Annotated in this window: 16 protein-coding genes and 1 pseudogene; 10 read left to right on the top strand and 7 right to left on the bottom strand. The window is 72.6% G+C overall.

Annotated features, from left to right (window positions below):
• Window positions 1-6: 6 nt before the first annotated feature.
• Entirely contained in the window at window positions 7-1461 is a 1455-nt protein-coding gene (locus IEZ11_RS28545; protein ID WP_189265777.1) for a glycine hydroxymethyltransferase, read from the bottom strand.
• 401 nt (window positions 1462-1862) lie between these two features.
• Between IEZ11_RS28545 and rocD the strand changes: the two genes are divergently transcribed.
• Complete coding sequence (gene rocD, locus IEZ11_RS28540) at window positions 1863-3068, top strand: ornithine--oxo-acid transaminase (RefSeq protein WP_189265776.1); 1206 nt, start codon at window positions 1863-1865, stop codon at window positions 3066-3068.
• A 30-nt stretch (window positions 3069-3098) separates the two neighbouring features.
• Here the strand turns inward: rocD and IEZ11_RS28535 are convergent, their stop codons facing one another.
• Complete coding sequence (locus IEZ11_RS28535; RefSeq protein ID WP_189265775.1) at window positions 3099-3500, bottom strand: hypothetical protein; 402 nt, start codon at window positions 3498-3500, stop codon at window positions 3099-3101.
• Window positions 3497-4138, bottom strand: a complete 642-nt coding sequence (locus IEZ11_RS28530) for a TetR/AcrR family transcriptional regulator (RefSeq protein ID WP_189265774.1) — start codon at window positions 4136-4138, stop codon at window positions 3497-3499. The genes IEZ11_RS28535 and IEZ11_RS28530 overlap by 4 nt, the downstream gene beginning before the upstream one ends.
• A 310-nt stretch (window positions 4139-4448) precedes the next feature.
• Between IEZ11_RS28530 and IEZ11_RS28525 the strand changes: the two are divergent.
• Window positions 4449-5387, top strand: a pseudogene (locus tag IEZ11_RS28525) (hydrolase); the annotation flags it as partial.
• Window positions 5388-5499: 112 nt separating this feature from the next.
• Complete coding sequence (locus IEZ11_RS28520) at window positions 5500-6363, top strand: DMT family transporter (RefSeq protein WP_189265882.1); 864 nt, start codon at window positions 5500-5502, stop codon at window positions 6361-6363.
• Here the strand turns inward: IEZ11_RS28520 and IEZ11_RS28515 are convergent.
• The gene (locus IEZ11_RS28515; protein WP_229713413.1) at window positions 6344-7069 is read right to left on the bottom strand and encodes a DUF3050 domain-containing protein; all 726 of its coding nucleotides are present in this window, start codon (window positions 7067-7069) and stop codon (window positions 6344-6346) included. The two genes, IEZ11_RS28520 and IEZ11_RS28515, sit on opposite strands and share 20 nt — an antisense overlap.
• Before the next feature lie 272 nt (window positions 7070-7341).
• On the opposite strand from IEZ11_RS28515, the gene IEZ11_RS28510 reads away from it, so the two are divergent.
• The 6 genes from IEZ11_RS28510 to IEZ11_RS28485 are packed head-to-tail and all read left to right on the top strand — an operon-like array spanning window position 7342 to window position 15437.
• A complete protein-coding gene (locus IEZ11_RS28510; RefSeq protein WP_189265771.1) occupies window positions 7342-7929 on the top strand; it encodes a putative antibiotic biosynthesis monooxygenase in 588 nt (195 codons plus the stop codon).
• Between the two features lie 30 nt (window positions 7930-7959).
• Window positions 7960-10245, top strand: coding sequence for an aminodeoxychorismate synthase component I (pabB, locus tag IEZ11_RS28505; RefSeq protein ID WP_189265770.1), 2286 nt, complete (start codon window positions 7960-7962; stop codon window positions 10243-10245).
• Entirely contained in the window at window positions 10242-11810 is a 1569-nt protein-coding gene (locus tag IEZ11_RS28500) for an AMP-binding protein (RefSeq protein WP_189265769.1), read from the top strand. Before pabB ends, IEZ11_RS28500 begins: the two co-directional genes overlap by 4 nt.
• 38 nt (window positions 11811-11848) lie before the next feature.
• Window positions 11849-13399: a class I adenylate-forming enzyme family protein gene (locus tag IEZ11_RS28495; protein ID WP_189265768.1), complete on the top strand. Its 1551-nt coding sequence runs from the start codon at window positions 11849-11851 to the stop codon at window positions 13397-13399.
• Complete coding sequence (locus tag IEZ11_RS28490; RefSeq protein ID WP_189265767.1) at window positions 13396-14604, top strand: FAD-dependent monooxygenase; 1209 nt, start codon at window positions 13396-13398, stop codon at window positions 14602-14604. The genes IEZ11_RS28495 and IEZ11_RS28490 overlap by 4 nt, the downstream gene beginning before the upstream one ends.
• 35 nt (window positions 14605-14639) lie before the next feature.
• Window positions 14640-15437: an aminotransferase class IV gene (locus IEZ11_RS28485; RefSeq protein ID WP_189265766.1), complete on the top strand. Its 798-nt coding sequence runs from the start codon at window positions 14640-14642 to the stop codon at window positions 15435-15437.
• Window positions 15438-15553: 116 nt separating this feature from the next.
• Here the strand turns inward: IEZ11_RS28485 and IEZ11_RS28480 are convergent, their stop codons facing one another.
• Window positions 15554-16042 carry a carboxymuconolactone decarboxylase family protein gene (locus IEZ11_RS28480; protein WP_189265765.1) on the bottom strand — a complete coding sequence of 163 codons (489 nt, stop codon included), beginning with the start codon at window positions 16040-16042 and terminating at the stop codon, window positions 15554-15556.
• 51 nt (window positions 16043-16093) lie between these two features.
• Window positions 16094-17539 carry a MocR-like pyridoxine biosynthesis transcription factor PdxR gene (pdxR, locus tag IEZ11_RS28475; protein ID WP_189265764.1) on the bottom strand — a complete coding sequence of 482 codons (1446 nt, stop codon included), beginning with the start codon at window positions 17537-17539 and terminating at the stop codon, window positions 16094-16096.
• A gap of 46 nt (window positions 17540-17585) precedes the next feature.
• Here pdxR and IEZ11_RS28470 point away from each other — a divergent pair, with 46 nt between their 5' ends.
• Window positions 17586-18083: a carboxymuconolactone decarboxylase family protein gene (locus IEZ11_RS28470; RefSeq protein ID WP_189265763.1), complete on the top strand. Its 498-nt coding sequence runs from the start codon at window positions 17586-17588 to the stop codon at window positions 18081-18083.
• 31 nt (window positions 18084-18114) lie between these two features.
• Here the strand turns inward: IEZ11_RS28470 and IEZ11_RS28465 are convergent, their stop codons facing one another.
• Window positions 18115-19065, bottom strand: coding sequence for an ABC transporter substrate-binding protein (locus IEZ11_RS28465; RefSeq protein ID WP_189265762.1), 951 nt, complete (start codon window positions 19063-19065; stop codon window positions 18115-18117).
• Window position 19066 lies beyond the last annotated feature (1 nt).

The following is a 19066-nucleotide window of genomic DNA, read 5'->3' as shown; positions in this document are numbered from 1 at the left end:
TGCCGATCAGCCGAGGTCGATCTCCGGGTACAGCGGGAAGCCGGAGACCAGGTCCGTCGCGCGCTGGGCGATCTCCGTCGAGACCTTCTCGTCGAGGACGTGGGAGGCCTTGGACGGGGCGCCGGACTTCGTGGTGCCGGGCTCCGTGGCGGTCAGGACGCGGTCGATCAGGCCCGCGACCTCGTCCATCTCCGCCGTGCCCAGGCCGCGGGTCGTCAGCGCGGGCGTGCCGATGCGGATGCCGGAGGTGTACCAGGCGCCGTTCGGGTCGGCGGGGATCGCGTTGCGGTTGGTGACGATGCCGGAGTCGAGGAGGGCGGTCTCGGCCTGGCGACCGGTGAGGCCGTACGAGGTCTCCACGTCGATCAGGTTGAGGTGGTTGTCCGTGCCGCCGGTGACCAGGGTGGCGCCCCGGCGCATCAGTCCCTCGGCCAGCGCGCGCGAGTTGTCGACGATGCGCTGGGCGTAGTCCTGGAAGGCGGGCTGCCGGGCCTCGGCGAGGGCGACGGCCTTGGCGGCCATGACGTGCGGGAGCGGGCCGCCGAGGACCATCGGGCAGCCGCGGTCGACCTGGTCCTTGAGGGAGTCGTCGCACAGGACCATGCCGCCGCGCGGGCCGCGCAGCGACTTGTGGGTGGTCGTGGTCACGATCTGGGCGTGCGGGACCGGGTCGAAGTCGCCGGTCAGGACCTTGCCGGCGACCAGGCCCGCGAAGTGCGCCATGTCGACCATGAGGGTCGCGCCGACCTCGTCGGCGATCTCCCGCATGATCCGGAAGTTCACCAGACGGGGGTACGCGGAATAGCCCGCGACGATGATCAGCGGCTTGAACTCGCGGGCCTGGACGCGCAGCGCGTCGTAGTCGATCAGGCCGGTCGTCGGGTCGGTGCCGTAGGAACGCTGGTCGAACATCTTGCCGGAGATGTTCGGGCGGAAGCCGTGGGTGAGGTGGCCGCCCGCGTCCAGGGACATGCCGAGCATCCGCTGGTTGCCGAAGGCCTGGCGCAGCTCCGCCCAGTCGGCCTCGGAGAGGTCGTTGACCTGGCGGACGCCGGTCCTCGCGAGGAAGGGGACCTCGACGCGGTCGGCGAGGACGGCCCAGAAGGCGACCAGGTTGGCGTCGATGCCGGAGTGCGGCTGGACGTAGGCGTGCCGGGCACCGAACAGCTCGCGGGCGTGCTCGGCGGCGAGCCCCTCGACGGTGTCCACGTTGCGGCAGCCGGCGTAGAAGCGGCGGCCGATGGTGCCCTCGGCGTACTTGTCGCTGAACCAGTTGCCCATCGCGAGCAGGGTCGCCGGGGAGGCGTAGTTCTCGGAGGCGATCAGCTTGAGCATCTCGCGCTGGTCGGCGACCTCCTGGCCGATGGCGTCGGCGACCCGCGGCTCGACCGCGCGGATCACGTCGAGGGCGGCGCGGTAGGCCTTGGACTCGGTGGACAGGGGCGCGGACGGGTCGGACATTCGGGACCTCCGGAGATGGCGTTCGGCATTCACGGTTCGGCCCAGGCGCACGGCACTCGGTCAGGACGCAGGCCGCTCCCCGATGGTCGGTCCCATCCTCGGGGTCTGCCATCACATTCCCGCCTGCTCCGCGGCGCCTGGCACGCACGTCTGCGGCGTTGTCGTCAGTCGCCGACGCTCCGCGTCGACTCCCTCCTCCGCCTTGCAGCCGCACGCACCAGGCGCCGCGGAGCCCGCCCTTCGGGCGGACGACGGGAATGTGACGGCAGACCCCAGCGCGCCAGTCACGGCCCGCAGGTCACATTACCGGGCACGCCGGGCCCGGGGGCCGTGGCGTCCACCAGTCGGGCAGGGGCAGAGGGTAGGAAAGGGGTCATTCCGCCGCGCCCCCTGGAGTCGCCGTGACCACTACGGAAGCCCTCATCGCCGCCGCCGACGCGCACAGCGCGCCCACCTACCACCCGCTGCCGGTGGTGATCGCGAGGGCCGACGGCGCCTGGATGACGGATGTCGAGGGGCGCCGGTACCTGGACTTCCTGGCCGGGTATTCGGCGCTGAACTTCGGGCACGGCCACCCGCGTCTGGTCGCGGCGGCGAAGGCTCAGCTGGAGCGGGTGACGCTGACCTCCCGGGCCTTCCACCACGACCGGTTCGCCGCGTTCTGCACGGAGCTGGCCGAGCTGTGCGGGATGGAGATGGTGCTGCCGATGAACACGGGGTCGGAGGCCGTGGAGACGGCGGTGAAGACCGCCCGGAAGTGGGGGTACCGGGTCAAGGGCGTGCCGGCCGAGATGGCGAAGGTCGTGGTGGCGGGCGGGAACTTCCACGGCCGTACGACGACCGTGATCAGCTTCTCCACGGATCCGGCGGCACGGGCCGACTTCGGGCCGTACACGCCCGGCTTCGAGATCGTGCCGTACGGGGACCTGACGGCGATGCGGGCCGCGGTGACCGAGAACACGGTCGCGGTGCTGCTGGAGCCGATCCAGGGCGAGTCGGGGGTCGTGGTGCCGCCGCAGGGCTATCTGGCGGGGGTGCGGGAGCTGACCCGGGAGCGGGGGGTGCTGTTCGTCGCGGACGAGATCCAGTCGGGGCTGGGGCGGACCGGGCGGACCTTCGCGTGCGAGCACGAGGGGGTCGTACCGGATGTGTACCTCCTCGGGAAGGCGCTGGGGGGCGGGGTGCTGCCGGTGTCGGCGGTGGTGGCGGGCGCCGACGTGCTCGGGGTGTTCCGGCCCGGGGAGCACGGGTCGACCTTCGGCGGGAACCCGCTGGCCTGCGCGGTGGGGCTGGAGGTGATCGCGATGCTGCGGACCGGGGAGTTCCAGGAGCGGGCGGCCGAACTGGGAGACCTGCTGCATCGGCGGCTCGCGGAGATCGCGGGCAGCGGGCGGGTGACGGCCGTGCGGGGGCGGGGGCTGTGGGCCGGGGTGGACGTGGACCCGGGGGTGGGGTCGGGGCGGGTGGTCTCGGAGCGGCTGATGGAGCGGGGGGTGCTGGTGAAGGACACCCACGGGGCGACGGTGCGGATCGCTCCGCCCCTGGTGGTCGAGGAGGAGGACCTGGAATGGGGGATCGAGCAGCTGTGGGGGGTGCTGAGCGCCTAGCAGGCGGAGGCTGCGGTGGGCGGGTGCGGACTACGCGGTGGGGCTCACCGCGGAGCTGTTCACCCGGCGTCGGCGCGTCCTGAGGAACAGCGCGGGACCGGCGGCCAGCACGAGCAGGCCGCCGGCCAGCAGGAGCCACGGGTCGAGCAGGCCCTCGGTGCAGCTGTCGGCGGTGGCCGAGGAGGTGCAGTAGGTGCCGGGGCCGTGCCGGTTCAGGTAGGCGAGCAGGAACAGGGGCAGGCTCGCGCCCGAGAGCAGGCCGGGCAGGCTCCGCCGGGTGTCCCGGCGCGTGGCCAGCACGAGGGTGCCGGCCACCGGGACCGGCAGGATGAGGAGCCCGACCGACAGCACGGTGAGAAGGGCGAGCAGGTAGCAGGCTCCGGTCAGGAACCACCCGGCGAAGAGCAGCCAGGCACGTCTGTCACTGGTCATGTCTTCCTCTTTCGTCTGAAGATGTCGAGGAGGGAGGCGATCTTCGCGGCACGGTCGAACAGGGCCAGCGCGGGCTCGCGTTCCTCTTCGAGGCCGGCGAGCATCTCCAGGCCCAGGTACAGGGCGACGATCGCGTGCGCGAGTTCTTCGGGGGGCATCAGCCGGGCGGCGGGAGAGCCGGCGAGGGCCTCGCGGACACTGTCGGCGGCGAAGGTGCGCCACGGACGGATCCGGGCGGCGACCTCCGGGCGGAGCTCCGGGGTGAACTGGGCGGCGGCGATCATCTCGACGAGCACGGTCACATGGCCCTGGTCCAGGTCCTCGTCGAAGACGGCCCTGGCGGCCCGCACCAGGTCGCCGATGCTCTGGGACTCCTCGGCCATCGCCCGGTAGCGCGTGTCGCGCGCACCGCTGACCCGGTCCAGGGCCGCCAGGTGCAGCTTGGCCACCGAACCGAAGTGGTAGAAGACCAGCGACTGTTGGCAGCCGGCCCGGCGGGCGATCTCCCGCGCGCTGGCCCCGGCGAAACCCACCTCGCGCAGTGCGTCGGCAGCCGCCGCGACCAGCGCCGCCCGCGTCGCCGCCGAACCGGCGTTCCCGGACGGCTCGACCGACCTCTTCCCTCCGGCTCTGGCCACACCGCACCCCTTCGACTGACCGAACGGATTGAGCAACTGCTCAAAAAGTAGGGGCCGTCGGGAGCACCGGACAAGAGTCCGGATCCGGCCATGATCGGCAGTCGGGCGCCGGAGCACCGACTTGTCATGCACAGGTAAGAAAATCATGTGAAGCGGCCGGGGTTCCTGTCGGCGCACCGCGTCCCGCCGGTACCGTCCAACTGCCCGTGGGTGAACGATCAACTTCGAACTCTACGCGCGCAGAACGACCCCCGACGCACCACCCGCACCGCCATCCCTCTCGCACCCCCCACCGATGGAGGAATGACAGATGCCCGGCTTCGCCACCCCCCGCCGCGAACTCACCACGGCCCTGGCCGTGCTCGGCCTGATCGCGGCCGGTGCCGCCGTCCAGGCCACCAGCGCCGCGACCCCCGCACACGCGGCCGGCACCTACAACATCCTGTTCGACGACGGCCACGCCGAGGAGGCCGGCAACGCGGACTGGATCATCTCCACCAGCAAGCCCGACCCGCTCGCCCAGGACTCCTCCCCGTCCTCCGACAAGGACTGGACCGGCGCGCTCTCGTCGTGGGGCATCGCGCTCCAGAAGACCGGCGACTACAGCCTCAAGACCGCCACCAGCGCCCTCGCCTACGGCGGTTCGTCGACGACCGACCTGTCGAAGTTCGACGCGCTGGTGCTGCCGGAGCCCAACACCAAGTTCACCACCGCCGAGAAGACGGCGATCATGAACTTCGTGAAGGCCGGCGGCGGTCTCTTCATGATCTCCGACCACACCGGCGCCGACCGCAACAACGACGGCTACGACGCGGTCGAGATCCTCAACGACCTGATGACCAACAACAGCGTCGACTCGACCGACCCGTTCGGCCTCTCGATCGACTCGCTGGACATCGGCTCCGGCTACCCGAAGGCCATCACGGACAGCGGCAACGCGGTGCTGCACGGCGGCTTCGGCACGGTCACCAAGAGCCTGATCGCCGACGGGACCACCGCCACCCTCAAGCCCTCCGACAACTCCGCCGTCAAGGGGCTGGTGTACCGCAGCGGCTACTCCGGCAACACCGGCGCCTTCTTCGCGACCAGCACCTTCGGCAGCGGCCGGGTCGCCTTCTGGGGCGACAGCTCCCCCATCGACGACGGCACCGGCCAGTCCGGCAACACGCTGTACGACGGGTGGAACGACACCGGCGCCACCAACGCCGCCCTCGCCCTGAACGCCACCGCCTGGCTGGCCGGCGCGAGCTGACCCCCGAGGGACGGGAACAGCGGGTCCGGGATCGCCCCGGGCCCGCTTCTTACTCTTCTCCCGATCACCGCACGCTCCCCTCCCCTACAGTCCCTCTGTGCTCTTCGGAATGGTGTGCGCCCTCGCGGCCGCGATCTGCTTCGGTACGGCGACGGTCCTCCAGGCGATGGCCGCACGGGCCGCCGGTGACGGCGCCGGCGGGGAGGCCGCGCTGCTGCTGCGGGCCGTGCGGCAGTGGCGGTACGTCGTCGGACTGGGGCTGGACGGGCTCGGGTTCGTGTTCCAGATCCTCGCGCTGCGGTCGCTCCCCATCTACGCGGTGAGCGCGGCCCTGGCGTCGAGCCTCGCGGTGACGGCGGTGGTCGCCGCGCGGCTGCTGCGGGTGCGGCTGAGCGGGGTGGAGTGGGCCGCGGTGGGGGTGGTGTGCGCGGGGCTCGCGATGCTGGGACTGGCGTCGGGGCCGGAGGGCGACCGGGCCGGCTCCATGACCTTGAAGTGGGTGATGCTCGGCACCGCCGTGGGGGTCCTGCTGCTCGGCCTCGCGGGCGGGCGGCTGACCGGGCCGGGGCGGGCTCTGCTGCTGGGGCTCGGGGCGGGGTTCGGGTTCGGGGTGGTGGAGGTGTCGGTGCGGCTGATCGACACCCTGCGGCCGGCCGGGCTGCTCACCGAGCCCGCGACCTATGCGCTGCTGGTCGGTGGCGGCGCAGCCTTCATGCTGCTGACATCGGCCCTCCAGCGCGGTTCGGTGACCACGGCGACGGCCGGCATGGTCGTCGGCGAGACGATCGGCCCGGCGGCGGTGGGCGTGGTGTGGCTCGGGGACCGGACCCGGGAAGGGTTCACCTGGCTCGCGGTGCTCGGGTTCGCGGTGGCCGTGGCGGGGTCGCTGGCGCTGGCCCGCTTCGGGGAGGCGCCGGACACGGAGGGCGCCGGCCCCGAGGCGGCCGGACCGGTCAGTCCATCGCGGCCGTGATGCCGTCCCACAGGCGGGACCTGGCCTCCAGGGCGAGGAGGACGGTGTCGACGGCCTCGTGCCAGCGCTGGTCGTCGGTGCCGCACAGGTCGGCGACCATCTGGAGGGCCATGGGGGTGTGCTCCTCGCCGTCGACCTCGATATGGCGGGCGAGGTAGTCCCGGAAGAGCGGGAAGCGGTCGGTGCCCTCCTCCTTGATGACCTGGTCGAACATGTCCGGGATCAGGTCCTCGCGGGAGAACGCGAAGGCGGCCGCGCGGCAGTGCAGCGGGCGGTCGGCGATGATGCCGAAGGTCGTGCGGACGAACTCGGCCGCCGGGGCGGGGACCTGGGCCACCCGCAGGGCCGCCGGGACGTCATGGCCCTCCGCGATCAGCGCGATGAAGGTGTCGAGGGGGACGGTGTCGGCCGCCGCCTCGGTCATGGCGGCCCGGTACAGCTCGAAGTGGCTGGTGAAGCCGCCGTTCAGCTCGTCGCTCTCCTCGACCAGCGTGATGTCGTTGATCAGCCGGCGGGCCACCGCCGAGCCGCGCGGTACCCAGGGCACGTCGACGCAGGTCAGTTCCCTCTGGAGCGACTTGAGCAGCGACATGAAATCCCAGACGGCGAACGCGTGGTGGGCCATGAAAGTGGCCAGGTGTTCCCGGTCCGATATTCGCTGGTAAAGCGGGTGTGCGGTCACTTCTTTTCGCGCCGGTTCGATCATGGAACGCGCCTGATCGATTGCCTGTCGACCCTCGTCGGTCAAATTCCAGACGTACCTCGACATGGCGTCCTCCTTCGTTCTCGGACGGCGATCGTGCAACTTTCACGGCCGACCCGGCAAGCACTTTCGAGAATTGCGGGAGAGTTACCTGAAGTAGCCGACGGCAGACCACAGCAAGCTCACAGAAAGCGCTATAAAAAGTAACGATCCGGACAACAAAAAAACTCGTTGAATCTTTGAACGCGCCGTGTGTCGATTCCGTAAAGGACACCGTGACCAGTAATCCCGTCACCGTCACCGTGGCCTATCACGTGCTGCCGGGTCGCGAGGCCGACTTCCACTCCTGGGGGTGGGCCATGCTGGGCGCGAGCGCCCGCCGACCGGGGTTCCTCGGTGGCGGTGTCCTAGTCGACCAGGAGGCGGAATGGCATGTCGTGTATCGCTTCGCCACCGAGGACTCCGCGCTGGACTGGGAGAACTCCCCAGATCGTGGCCAGTGGGAGACCCGCACGGACGGCATCGCCCGGCCCACCGGGCGCCGTAGCGTACGGGGGTCGAAGGAGTGGTTCGACTCACTGGCCGGGCCGCCGCCCGCGCCGCCGCCGCCCACCCCGCCGGCGAAATGGAAACTGTGGTTCATCAACATGAGCGCGGTGTTTCCGCCCGTCCTGCTCTTCAATATCATCGTGATTCCCCATCTCGGTGGCCTCAATCCGCTCATTCGCACCCTGGTGCTCTGCCTCTGCGTGACAGCGCTTGTCACGTGGATTCTCATGCCGCGACTGCAGCGTTTCTTCAAGAAATGGCTGTATCCCCCGCTCCAGGCCCTGCGCGGGCGGCACAAACGACGGGCCGCATAGGCCCGGGAACGACCCGAGGGAGGTGGGCGGGTGAAGACCCTGCTCATCGACAATTACGACTCGTACACCTACAACCTGTTCCAGCTGATCGCCGAGGTCAACGGCGAGGAACCGGTGGTGATCCGCAACGACGAGCCGGCACCGCCCGCTCTCGCGGAGTTCGACAACGTGGTGGTGTCGCCGGGGCCCGGACACCCGGGCGACGCCCGTGACTTCGGCATCAGCGCCCGGCTGATCGCCGAGGCCACGGTCCCCGTGCTCGGGGTGTGCCTGGGCCACCAGGGCATCGCGCTCGGGGAGAACGCCCGGGTGGCGCCCGCGCCGCAGCCCAGGCACGGGCATCTGACCCGGGTCCGGCACGACGGACGGGACCTCTTCGAGGGGCTGACCCAGGGTTTCACCGCGGTCCGCTACCACTCCCTCGCGGTGCACGAGCCGCTGCCCGCCGCCCTGGAGGCCACCGCCTGGGCCGAGGACGGTGTCCTGATGGGACTGCGGCACCGCGAACGGCCGCTGTGGGGCGTGCAGTTCCACCCGGAGTCGGTGCTCACCGAGTACGGCCACCGGATGCTGGTGAACTTCCGCAACCTCACCGCCCGCCGGGCCCGCAGGGCACGTACCAAGAACACCGCCGTCCCGCCGACCGAGGCGGCGATCCCCCGGCCGCGGGCCGCGACGGACGCGGTGAGCACGGCCGGTGCGGTGGACGCGGCCGGTGCGGCGGGGTTCGGTCTCCCGGCCGGCGCCGCCCGTTCGAGGCAGTCGGCGCGGACGGCGGGGCCCGGTTCCGGGACCGGGTCCGTGTCCCGCACGGCCGTCCCCCGGCCCCGCTCCGGTGACGTGCCCGCCTACCGCCTGCACACCCGGCAGGTGGCCGGCGCCATCGACACGGAGGCCGCCTTCGGCCGCCTCTTCGCCGCCTCGCCCCGCGCGTTCTGGCTGGACAGCTCGCTGGTGGAGCAGGGCCGCTCGCGCTTCTCGTTCCTGGGCGACGACAGCGGCCCGCTCGCCGAGTTCGTGCGCTACGACGTCACGGCCGGGCGGTGCGTGGTCGAGCGGGCCGGACGGCCGGCGCGCAAGGTGTCCGCCAGCGTCTTCGACTACCTGAAGCGGCAGCTGAGCAGCCGCCGGGTGGACGCGGACGGGCTGCCCTTCGACTTCACCGGCGGCTATGTCGGCTACTTCGGCTACGAGACCAAGGCCGACTGCGGCTCCCCGAACCGGCACCGGGCCGACACCCCGGACGCCTGCTGGCTGTTCGCGGACCGGCTGATCGCCGTGGACCACGAGGAGGACGTCACCTACGCGGTCTGCCTGGCGGAGGACTCGCCGCAGGCCGCGCGGGCGGCCGAGGAGTGGCTGACCGACACGCTGGCCCAGCTCAGCTTCCTGGCGCCGGACGCGCCCCGGCCGGCCCCGCCGGCGGCCGGGGAGCCGGACCTGGAGGCCGCCGAGCCGTGGCTGGTGCGCGACCGGGCCGCCTACCTCTCCGACATCGAGTCCTGCCGGCGGGAGCTGCGGGCCGGCACCAGCTACGAGGTGTGTCTGACCGACGCGGCCCGGCTGCCCGCCCCGACGGACCCGTACGCCTTCTACCGGGAGCTGCGCCGCGTCAACCCGGCGCCGTACGCGGCCTTCCTGCGCTTCGGCGTGCTGGACGTGGCCGGTTCCTCGCCGGAGCGGTTCCTGCGGATCACCCGGGACGGGGTGGCCGAGGCGAAGCCCATCAAGGGGACCGCGCCGCGCGGGGCGACGCCGTTCGAGGACGACCGGCTGCGGGACGCGCTGGCGGCGGACGCCAAGACCCGTGCCGAGAACCTGATGATCGTCGACCTGCTCCGCAACGACCTGGGCCGGGTCTGCCGTACCGGAACCGTCCGGGTCCCCCGCCTGATGGCCACCGAGTCGTACGCGACCGTGCACCAGCTGGTGTCGACGGTGACCGGACGGCTGCGGGCCGGGACGGACGCCGTGGACTGCGTGCGGGCCTGCTTCCCGGGCGGTTCGATGACCGGCGCCCCCAAGCTGCGCACGATGGAGATCATCGACACGCTGGAGACCGAGGCCCGGGGCGTGTACTCGGGAGCACTCGGCTACCTGGGGTGCAGCGGCGGCGCCGATCTCAACATCGTCATCCGTACGGCCGTGATCGCCGACGGCCGGATGCAGCTGGGCGCGGGCGGGGCGATCGTCCTGGACTCCGACCCGGCCGCCGAGTACGACGAGATGCTGCTGAAGACGGCCGCGCAGATGCGGGCGCTGCGGGAGCACACGGCGTCGGCCGCGGCGGACACCGTGGAGGAGGCCGCCCGATGACCCAGGCCCCCGCCCCCGCCCGCACCACCAAGACATCGACCACCAACACAGGCACAGGCACAGGCAGCGGCACCAGCACCGGCGCCGACAACCTCGCCGCTCGTCTCGCCGAACTGGCCGAGCGGCACGGCTGGCGCGACCGTCCCGCCTTCCACCAGGGCCACCGCGCCTGGACCCACGGCGAGGTGCACGACCTCGGGGCACGGGCCGCCACCGTCCTGGCCGCCCAGGGCGTGGCCCCCGGCGACCGGGTGGTGCTCGCGCTGCCCGACGGCATCGCCTGGGTGGTGGCCTTCCTCGCGGTCGCCCGGATCGGGGCCGTGGCCGTCCTGGTCAACCCCGAACTGCCCGCCGCCGACCACACGTTCATGGCCGCCGACACGGAGGCGGTGCTCTGCCTGACCGGACCCGGCCTGGAGGACCGCTTCGGCCGGCACGCCCGGCTCGGCGCCGACCAGCTGCTCGCGCTCGCCCCGGCCGCCGAACCGTTCCCCGCCCGTCCGGTCGACGCGGACAGCCCGCTGTACATCCAGTACACCTCGGGGACGACGGGCAAGCCCAAGGGGGTCGTCCACACGCATGCCCACCCGGCGGCGTACTACGACCTCATCGGCTGGCCGCTGCTCGGCGTCACCCAGGACGACGTCACCCTGTCGGTGTCCAAGCTGTACTTCGCCTACGGCTTCGGGAACGCCTTCGTCTTCCCGCTGTTCTCGGGGTCGAGCGCGGTCCTGGTGGACCGGCGTCCGGCGCCCGCCGCCGTGGACGAGCTGGTCGCCCGGCACCGGGTGACCCTGCTGTACTCGGTGCCGTCCGCGTACGCGGCGCTGGTCGCCGACCGGGGGACCGGGCACCAGGCGTGCTTCGCCTCGGTACGGGCCGCCGTGTCGGCCGGCGAGGGGCTGCCGGACGGGCTCGGGGAGCGGGTCGCGGAGCTGCTGGGCGCGCCGGTCCTGGAGCAGATCGGCTCCACCGAGGCCGGGCACGCCTTCTGCGCCAACAGCCTCGGCCACAACCACCCCGGCAGTGTGGGCCGTCCGGTGCCCTGCTTCGAGGTGGAGCTGCGCGACCACAACGGACGGCCGGTGCCCGACGGCCACGAGGGCGAGCTGTGGGTGCGCGGGCCGACGGTGACGCCCGGCTACCTCAACCGGCCCGAGGAGACCGCGCGCACCCTGGTCGGCGGCTGGCTGGCCACCCACGACCGGGCGGTCCGCGAACCCGACGGCGCCTACCGGCACCTGGGCCGCGCCGACGACATGGAGATGGTCGGCGGGATCACCGTCTCCCCGCTGGAGGTGGAGGCCGTGCTGCGGTCCCATCCGGCGGTGCGGGAGGTCGCGGTGGCGGCGGTGCCGGACGGGACCGGCGCGGTACGGCTGCGGGCCTTCGTCGTCCCCGCCGTCACCCCGGCGCCGGCCGGACTCCAGGAGGAACTGCTGCGGCTGGCCCGGGAGCACCTGGCCGCCTTCAAGGTGCCGCGCAGCGTCAGTCTCCTGTCCTCCCTGCCCCGCACCTCGACCGGCAAGCTGCGCCGCCATCTGGTCCGCCGGGGCGCGTGGTGACCCCGGCCCCGACCGACCCGACTGAAAGGTACGTCCCCATGCAGGAGTCCCTCATCGGCGACCGCGGCTTCTACCTCGGCCCGCTGTTCCGGCGGGCGGCCGAGCGGCACGGCGGGGTGTTCGTCACCCTGGACCGCCCCCTGGACACCCATCCGGACCTCGGGGTCCGCCTGAGCTACCCGGAACTGGCCGACACGGTCGAGGACCTGTCGGCGCGGCTGTGGGCGGCCGGGGTGCGGCCCGCCGAGCAGGTCGTCGTGCACAAGACCGACAACGTCGACATCGTGCTGCTGACCTGCGCGGTCTCCCGGATCGGCGCGGTGCCCGTGCTGCTCTCCCCCGCGCTGGCCGGCGAGGTGGTCGGCAAGCTGCTCGCCCGGCTCCGGCAGCCGTGGCTGGTCACGGACGGGGCGAAGCTGGCCGGCCTGGAGGTCAGGGGCCTGGTCCGGCAGACGCTCACCGTCGACAGCGTGCCGGGCGTGGTGTCCCTCGCGGAGCACGCCGGTGCCGAGGTCCCGGCGCCGATCCGGCTGCACCCGCGCGAACCCGCCCTGATCACCCACAGCTCCGGCACCACCGGCGTCCCCAAACTGGCCGTGCACTGCCCGCAGACCATGTGGAACCGCCTGGTCCCGCAGCAGGCGATGGGCTGGCCCACCCGCGGCGAGGTCGCGGCCCTGCACATGTCCTTCGTGCACTCGCGCTTCTACCACCTGCTGGGCGTCCTGCTGCACTACGGCAGCCCGCTGCTGCTGATCACCGACCCCGACCCGGCGAAGGTCGGCCCGATGCTGGCCCGGCACCGCCCCGGCATCGTGGAGACCCACCCCAACACCTTCGTGCTGTGGGAGGAGCTGGCGGACGCGCCCGGCGCCCCGCTGTCCCGGGTGAAGTCGTACGGCTCGACCTTCGACGCCATCCATCCGCGCACGGTACGACGGCTGCTCGACGCCTCGAAGCGCCGTAGCCCCTGGCTGCTCCAGCTGTACGGGCAGAGCGAGACCGGACCGGTCGCCTTCCAGTGGTTCACGCGCCGGAGCGTGGCCCGCATGGACGGGCGGCGGGTCGGCACCGGGATCCCCGGCTTCACCCGGGTCCGGGTCACCGGCCCCGACGGCCAGCCCGCCGCGCCCGGCACCCCCGGCCGGATCGAGGCCCGCACCCGGGGCCGCATCCTCACCTACCTCGGCGCCCGCGAGCAGTACGAGCGACAACTGGACGGCGAGTGGTGGCAGATGGGCGACATGGGCTACCGGAGCCGGCTGGGCGCGCTGTACCTGATCGACCGGGAGATCGACCGGATCGACTCCGTGCACAGCAACCTGGAGGTCGAGGACGCCCTCATGGACCGGCTGGAGGAACTGCGTGAGGTGGTCATCGTGCCGGGCGCGGACCGGGAGCCGGTGCCGGTGGTGTGCGTGCGCGGGGACCGGCCGCTGGACCCGGAGCGCTGGCGGGTGGCGACCGCCGACCTGCCCGCGATGGCCGAGCCCCGGCAGTGGCGGTTCGAGGAGCTGCCGATGACGGCGACCTGGAAGGTGAAGCGGGTGGAGATCACCCGGATGCTGGCGGCGGGGGTGGGCGCGTGACCCCGGTCGTCGTGGTCGGCGCCGGGCCCGTGGGCCTGTCGGCGGCGCTGGCGCTGCGCGCGCACGGGCTGCCGGTGATGCTGCTGGAGGCGGACCCCGAGGACCGTGAACGGCCGGGCAGCCGGGCCCTGTTCGTGCACCGCGAGACGCTCGCGCTGCTCGACGGGATGCGGCCGGGGCTGGCCGCGGCGATCACCTCGTACGGCCGGACCTGGCACACCAGACGGACCCTGTACCGGGGGCGGGAGGTGTACTCCCGCACCTTCCCGCCGCCGTCCGGCCGGCCGCCCTTCACCAGCCTGCGCCAGGTGGACACCGAACGCTTCCTGCGGGAAGCCTGCGCGGACGCGGGCGTGGAGTCGGTGTGGAACGCGCGCGTGATCGGCGTCCGCACCACCGCCTCGGGCGTGTCGCTGAGCTGCGCGGACGGCCGGGAGCTGACGTGCGGGTACGTGATCGCGGCGGACGGCGCCCGGTCCGCCGTCCGGGCCGGGCTGGGCATCCCCATGGAGGGCACCCACGGCGAGGGCTTCCACGTGGTCGTCGACGTGGCGGACCGGCCGGGCGCCGAGCTGCCCCTCGAACGGGTCTTCCACTACGAGCATCCGGGGGTCGGCGGCCGCAGCGTGATGCGGGTGCCGTTCACCGGGGGCTTCCAGGTGGACCTCCAGTGCCACGCCCACGACCCGGTGGAGGAGTACGGCACCGAGAAGGCCGTCCGCCGCTGGCTGCCCGGGGTGGTGGGCGAGGGACACGGGGAATACGCAGACCGGATCCTGTGGGTGTCGACGTACCGCTTCCTGCGCAAGGTCGCGGCCTCCTTCACCGACCCGCACCAGCGGGTGCTGCTCGTCGGGGAGGCCGCGCACCTGTTCCCGCCGTTCGGGGCGCGGGGCATGAACAGCGGGATCGCCGACGCGGCGGCGGCGGCGGACGCGGTCGCGACGGAGGCGGCCACGACCGGCACGGCCGCGACCGGCGCCGTGGCGGACTTCGCGGCGGTACGGCGGGCCGCGGCCCTGTTCAACAGCGAGGCCGCCGGGGCCGCCCTGGAGCATCTGCGGCCGCAGCGGCGGAGCGTACGGCTGCGGCAGCGCGCGGCGGCGGCGCTGGCGCCGGTCCTGCCGTCCTGCGGATCCTGGCTGGAGCACGCGCCGTACGGGCCGCGGGGCGGGGCGCCCGCGCTGGCGGGCCGTAAATACTGAGCATGACGAAGGGCCGGACGAGGGAGGGAGGGGCCATGACACAGCAGGCGGTGTCGGAAGGCGTGCTGGCATGGTCGCCGCGCGCCGGGCTGCGGCCCGCCGAGGACGCGGGGGCCGGCGAACCGCTGCTGGTCGCGGACTCCTGGCTGGTGCGCAACGGCAGGGTGCGCGGCCTGCACCGGCACCGGGAGCGCTTCGTGCGGTCCTGCGGCGAGTGCGACGGGCCACCGGCCCACCGGCTGCTGGAGTTCTGGCGGGACATGACGGCCGCGCTGCCCCGTACCGGCGAGTGGTTCCCCCGCGTCGAACTCACACCCCACCACGTGCGGCTGCGGCTGCGGCACGCGCCGCCGCTGGGCTCCGCCGTCGAGGTCTGGGCGGTCGGCCAGCCCGATCCGCGTGCCGTGCCCCGCCGCAAGGGACCCGACCTGGACGCCCTGGCCCGGCTGCGGTCCCGGGCGGTCGAGGCGGGGGCCCAGGAGGCGGTCCTGGTGGGACCGGCCGGGGTGGTCCTGGAGGCGGCCACCACGAGCGTGCTCTGGTGGGAGGGCGACACGCTGTGCCTGCCTCCGCCCCGGCTGCCGGTGCTGCCCGGGGTGACCCTGGCGCTGGTCCAGGAGCGCGCGGAACGCCTCGGCATCCGCGTCGCCCACCGGGAACGGACCCTGGCCGACCTGGCGGACCGGGAGGTGTGGCTGGTCAACGCCCTGCACGGGATCAGACCGGTGACCCGCTGGGTGGGCGGCCCGGCGAAGGCCGGCGCGGCGGTACGGGCACCGGAGTGGCGGAAGTGGCTCGACGAAAAGGCGCCGGAGTCGATAGCGCCCCTTTAGGGGCGCGGGGAACTGCGCGACCAGCCCCCACGCACCCGCAGCCGAAAAGACGCAACAAAAAAGACGCAACAAAACCGGCCCGGCGATAATTCACCGGGCCGGATATCGGGCTGTTTTTATTCGGCCCGCTTGGGCTGATAAGCCCCCGGCACCATCCGCGTGGCAATGGCGATCCGGTTGTACGCGTTGATGACGGTCGCCGCCCACACGAGCGCCGCGACCTGTGCCTCGTCGAAGACCCCGGCGACCTCCGCGTAGACGTCGTCGGGCACGTGGCCGTCGGCGACGAAGGTCACGGCCTCGGTCAACGCCAGTGCGGCCCGCTCCCGTTCGGTGAAGAAGGGGGTCTCCCGCCACGCGTTCAGGGCGTAGATCCGCTGCTCGGTCTCGCCCTGCGCGCGAGCGTCCTTCGTGTGCATGTCGAGGCAGAACGCGCAGCCGTTCAGCTGGGAGGCGCGGATTCTCACCAGTTCCAGGAGTTCGGGTTCGACCTTGGCGTCCTGGGCCGCGGTGACGGCGGCGGCATGCAGGGAACCCATCGCCGCGGAGACGTCCGGGGTGATTTTCTTGAGGGCCACACGGGATATCTGATCACCATTGCTCATGAGGGAGACTCTAGCCCCTGAATTCAATTACGGGGACCATTGCCGGGGAATTCATCGGGCGTTGGCCGCGGTCGCGTCGGACAGCACCGCGCACAGGATGTCCAGCGCCCCCGACCAGGCGTGGTCGGCGGGGGTGCCGTAGCCGAGGACGAGCGCGTCCGGGGGCTCGGTGGCCGCGTCCGGGTGGCGGTGGCGCGGGGTGAGCCCTTCGAGGGCGAGGCCGCGCTCGGCGGCGCCCCGGATCACCCGGTGCTGGGTGCCGGGCGGGAGCCGCAGGACGATGTGCAGCCCGGCCGCGATGCCGGTGACCCGGACCGCCGGGGCGCGGTCGGCGAGGGCCGCGACCAGGGCGTCCCGCCGCCGCCGGTAGCGGGAGCGGGACGCGCGGACATGACGGTCGTAGGCGCCGGAGGCGATGAACTCGGCCAGCGTCAGCTGGTCGGGCGCTCCGCAGGTGTCCACGTCGCCCTTGACCGCCGTCACCGTCCGGGCCACGGCCGTCGGCAGCACCATCCAGGCCAGTCGCAGCCCGGGGGCCAGGGCCTTGCTGGCCGTGCCCAGGTAGACCACCTCGTCGGGGGCGAGGCCCTGGAGGGCGCCGACGGGCCGGCGGTCGTAGCGGAACTCGCCGTCGTAGTCGTCCTCCAGGACCAGGCCGCCGGTGCGCCGGGCCCAGTCCACCACCGCGGCCCGCCGGTCGTGGTGGAGCGGCACGCCCATCGGGAACTGGTGCGCGGGGGTCAGCAGCACGGCGGCCGGCCCCTGGGCCAGCTCCCTGGTGTCGGTGCCGAGTTCGTCGAAGGGCAGCGGCACCTGGCGCAGCCCGACCGCGGTCAGCGACCGCCAGTGCTCGTCGAGGCCGTACGACTCCACGGCGACCGTGTCCGCCCCGCGGGCCCGCAGCGCTCGGCCGAGCAGGCTCAGGCCGTGCGTGAACCCGGCGCAGATCACGATCCGTTCGGGGTCGGCGCGCACTCCCCGGGCGCGGGCGAGGTAGCCGGCGAGCGCGGTGCGCAGTTCGGGGCGGCCGCGCGGATCGCCGTAGCCGAAGGCCTCGTTGGGGGCGGCGGTCAGGGCACGGCGGGCGGCCCTGAGCCACTCGGCGCGGGGGAAGGCGGAGACGTCGGGGAAGCCGGCCCGCAGGTCGTAGGCGGGCCGGTGGGCGGCCGCACCGTCGGCGGCCGGTGCCCGCCGCCCGGCGGGTACCGCGGGCAGCCCGGTCGCGACCCTGGTGCCGGAGCCCTGCCGGGCGGTGAGCCAGCCCTCGGCGACCAGGTCGGCGTAGGCGTCGGCGACGGTGTTGCGGGCGATGGCCAGGTCGGTGGCGAGCGAGCGGGAGGAGGGCAGCCGGGTGCCGGGGAGCAGCCGGCCGCTGCGCACGGCTTCGCGCAGGGCGTCGGTCAGCCCCCGGCGCAGGCCCGGACCGGCGGCCGGTTCCAGGTGGAGGTCGATGCCCAGAGTGGTCCGGGCTGCCTGAGTGGCCCACGTTTTCCCCATGGAAATGGACCATACCCCTGGGCTGCCTGGCCCCTACGGTTGAACCATGACCACAGACGAGACGATCGAGTACGCGCCCGAGCACACCCCTCGCCTGGCCTGGGCGCAGCACGCGCCCGAGGTCTACAGGGCGATGGTCCGGCTGGACGGAGCCGCCCGTAAGGGCCTGGACGCCAAGCTGTTCGAGCTGGTGAAGATCCGTGCCTCGCAGCTCAACCACTGTGCGTACTGCCTCGACATGCACACCAAGGACGCGCTCGCGGCGGGCGAGAGCGTCCAGCGCATCGTCCAGCTCAGCGCGTGGGAGGAGTCGAAGCACTTCTACACCGAGCAGGAGCTGGCCGCGATCGAGCTGACCGAGGCCGTCACCGTGGTGACCGACGGCTTCGTGCCGGACGAGGTCTACGAGCGGGCCGCCAAGCACTTCGACGAGGTGCAGCTGACGCAGCTGATCGCCTCGATCATCGTGATCAACGCGTGGAACCGGTTCGCCGTGACCACCCGTATGGTCCCGGGGCACTACCGGCCGGGCCAACACGGGTGAGCGAGGCGGGCGGGTTCGGACGCCAGGGACGCTAGGAGAGCCACTTCCTCCACACCGACGGGTGGCTCGCCACCCACTTCTTCGCGGCCTCCTGGGGGCTCAGTCTCCGGTCGGCGATCATCAGGGAGACCTCGTTCTGGTCCTCGGTCGTCCACCGGAAACTCTTCAGGAAGGCCGCGGCCCTGCCGCCGCCGTGCGCGAAGCCGGTGTTGAGGTACTTGCGCAGCGGGGTGCGCGGATAGCCGCAGGCGACCTTGGCCGCGTCCGCGTCGCAGCCCTCCTTGTACGCGGGCAGCTTCACCTCGGTCATCGGCACCTTCCTGAACAGCCACTGGGGCGCGTACCAGTAGGTGAGGAAGGGCTTCTTCTCCTTGGCGAACTGCCTGATCTGGGTGATCTGGGCGGCCTCGGAACCGGCGAAGACGACCTGGTAGTCCAGCTTCAGGTTGCTCACCAGCGCCTTGTCGTTGGTGACGTACGACGGTGAGCCGTCCAGCAGCTGCCCCTTGCCGCCGCTCTCCGCGGTGCGGAAGAGGGAGGCGTACTTGTTCAGGTTCCGCCAGTCCGTGATGTCCGGGTGCTGCCTGACGAGGTAGGTCGGCACGAACCACCCGATGTGCCCGGTGACCCCGAGCTCCCCCGCGCGGCTGATGGTCCTCTTCTCCTCGACGTACCGCTTCTCCTGGTCCGGGTGCCCCCAGTCCTCCAGGATCGCGTCCACGCGTCCCTGGCTGAGCGCGTCCCAGGCGGGCACCTCGTCGACCTGCACGGTGTCGACGCGATAGCCGAGCTTGTGCTCCAGGAGGTACTGGGCGACGGCGACGTTCGACTGTGCGCCGACCCAGGACTGCACGGACAGGGTCACCGTCCTCGCCCCCCGCGCGTCGGCGAACGGCGAGGCCTGTCTCGTCATGTCGGCGGCACCGCACCCGGTGGTGAGGACCAGGACGGAGGCGGCGGCGACGAGTGTCGTACGGCGCATG

The sequence above is a fragment of the Streptomyces fuscichromogenes genome, assembly GCF_014645815.1.
GTDB lineage: Bacteria > Actinomycetota > Actinomycetes > Streptomycetales > Streptomycetaceae > Streptomyces > Streptomyces fuscichromogenes.
Note: the sequence above shows the minus strand (reverse complement) of the source record. Positions and strands in the feature narration are given on the sequence as shown.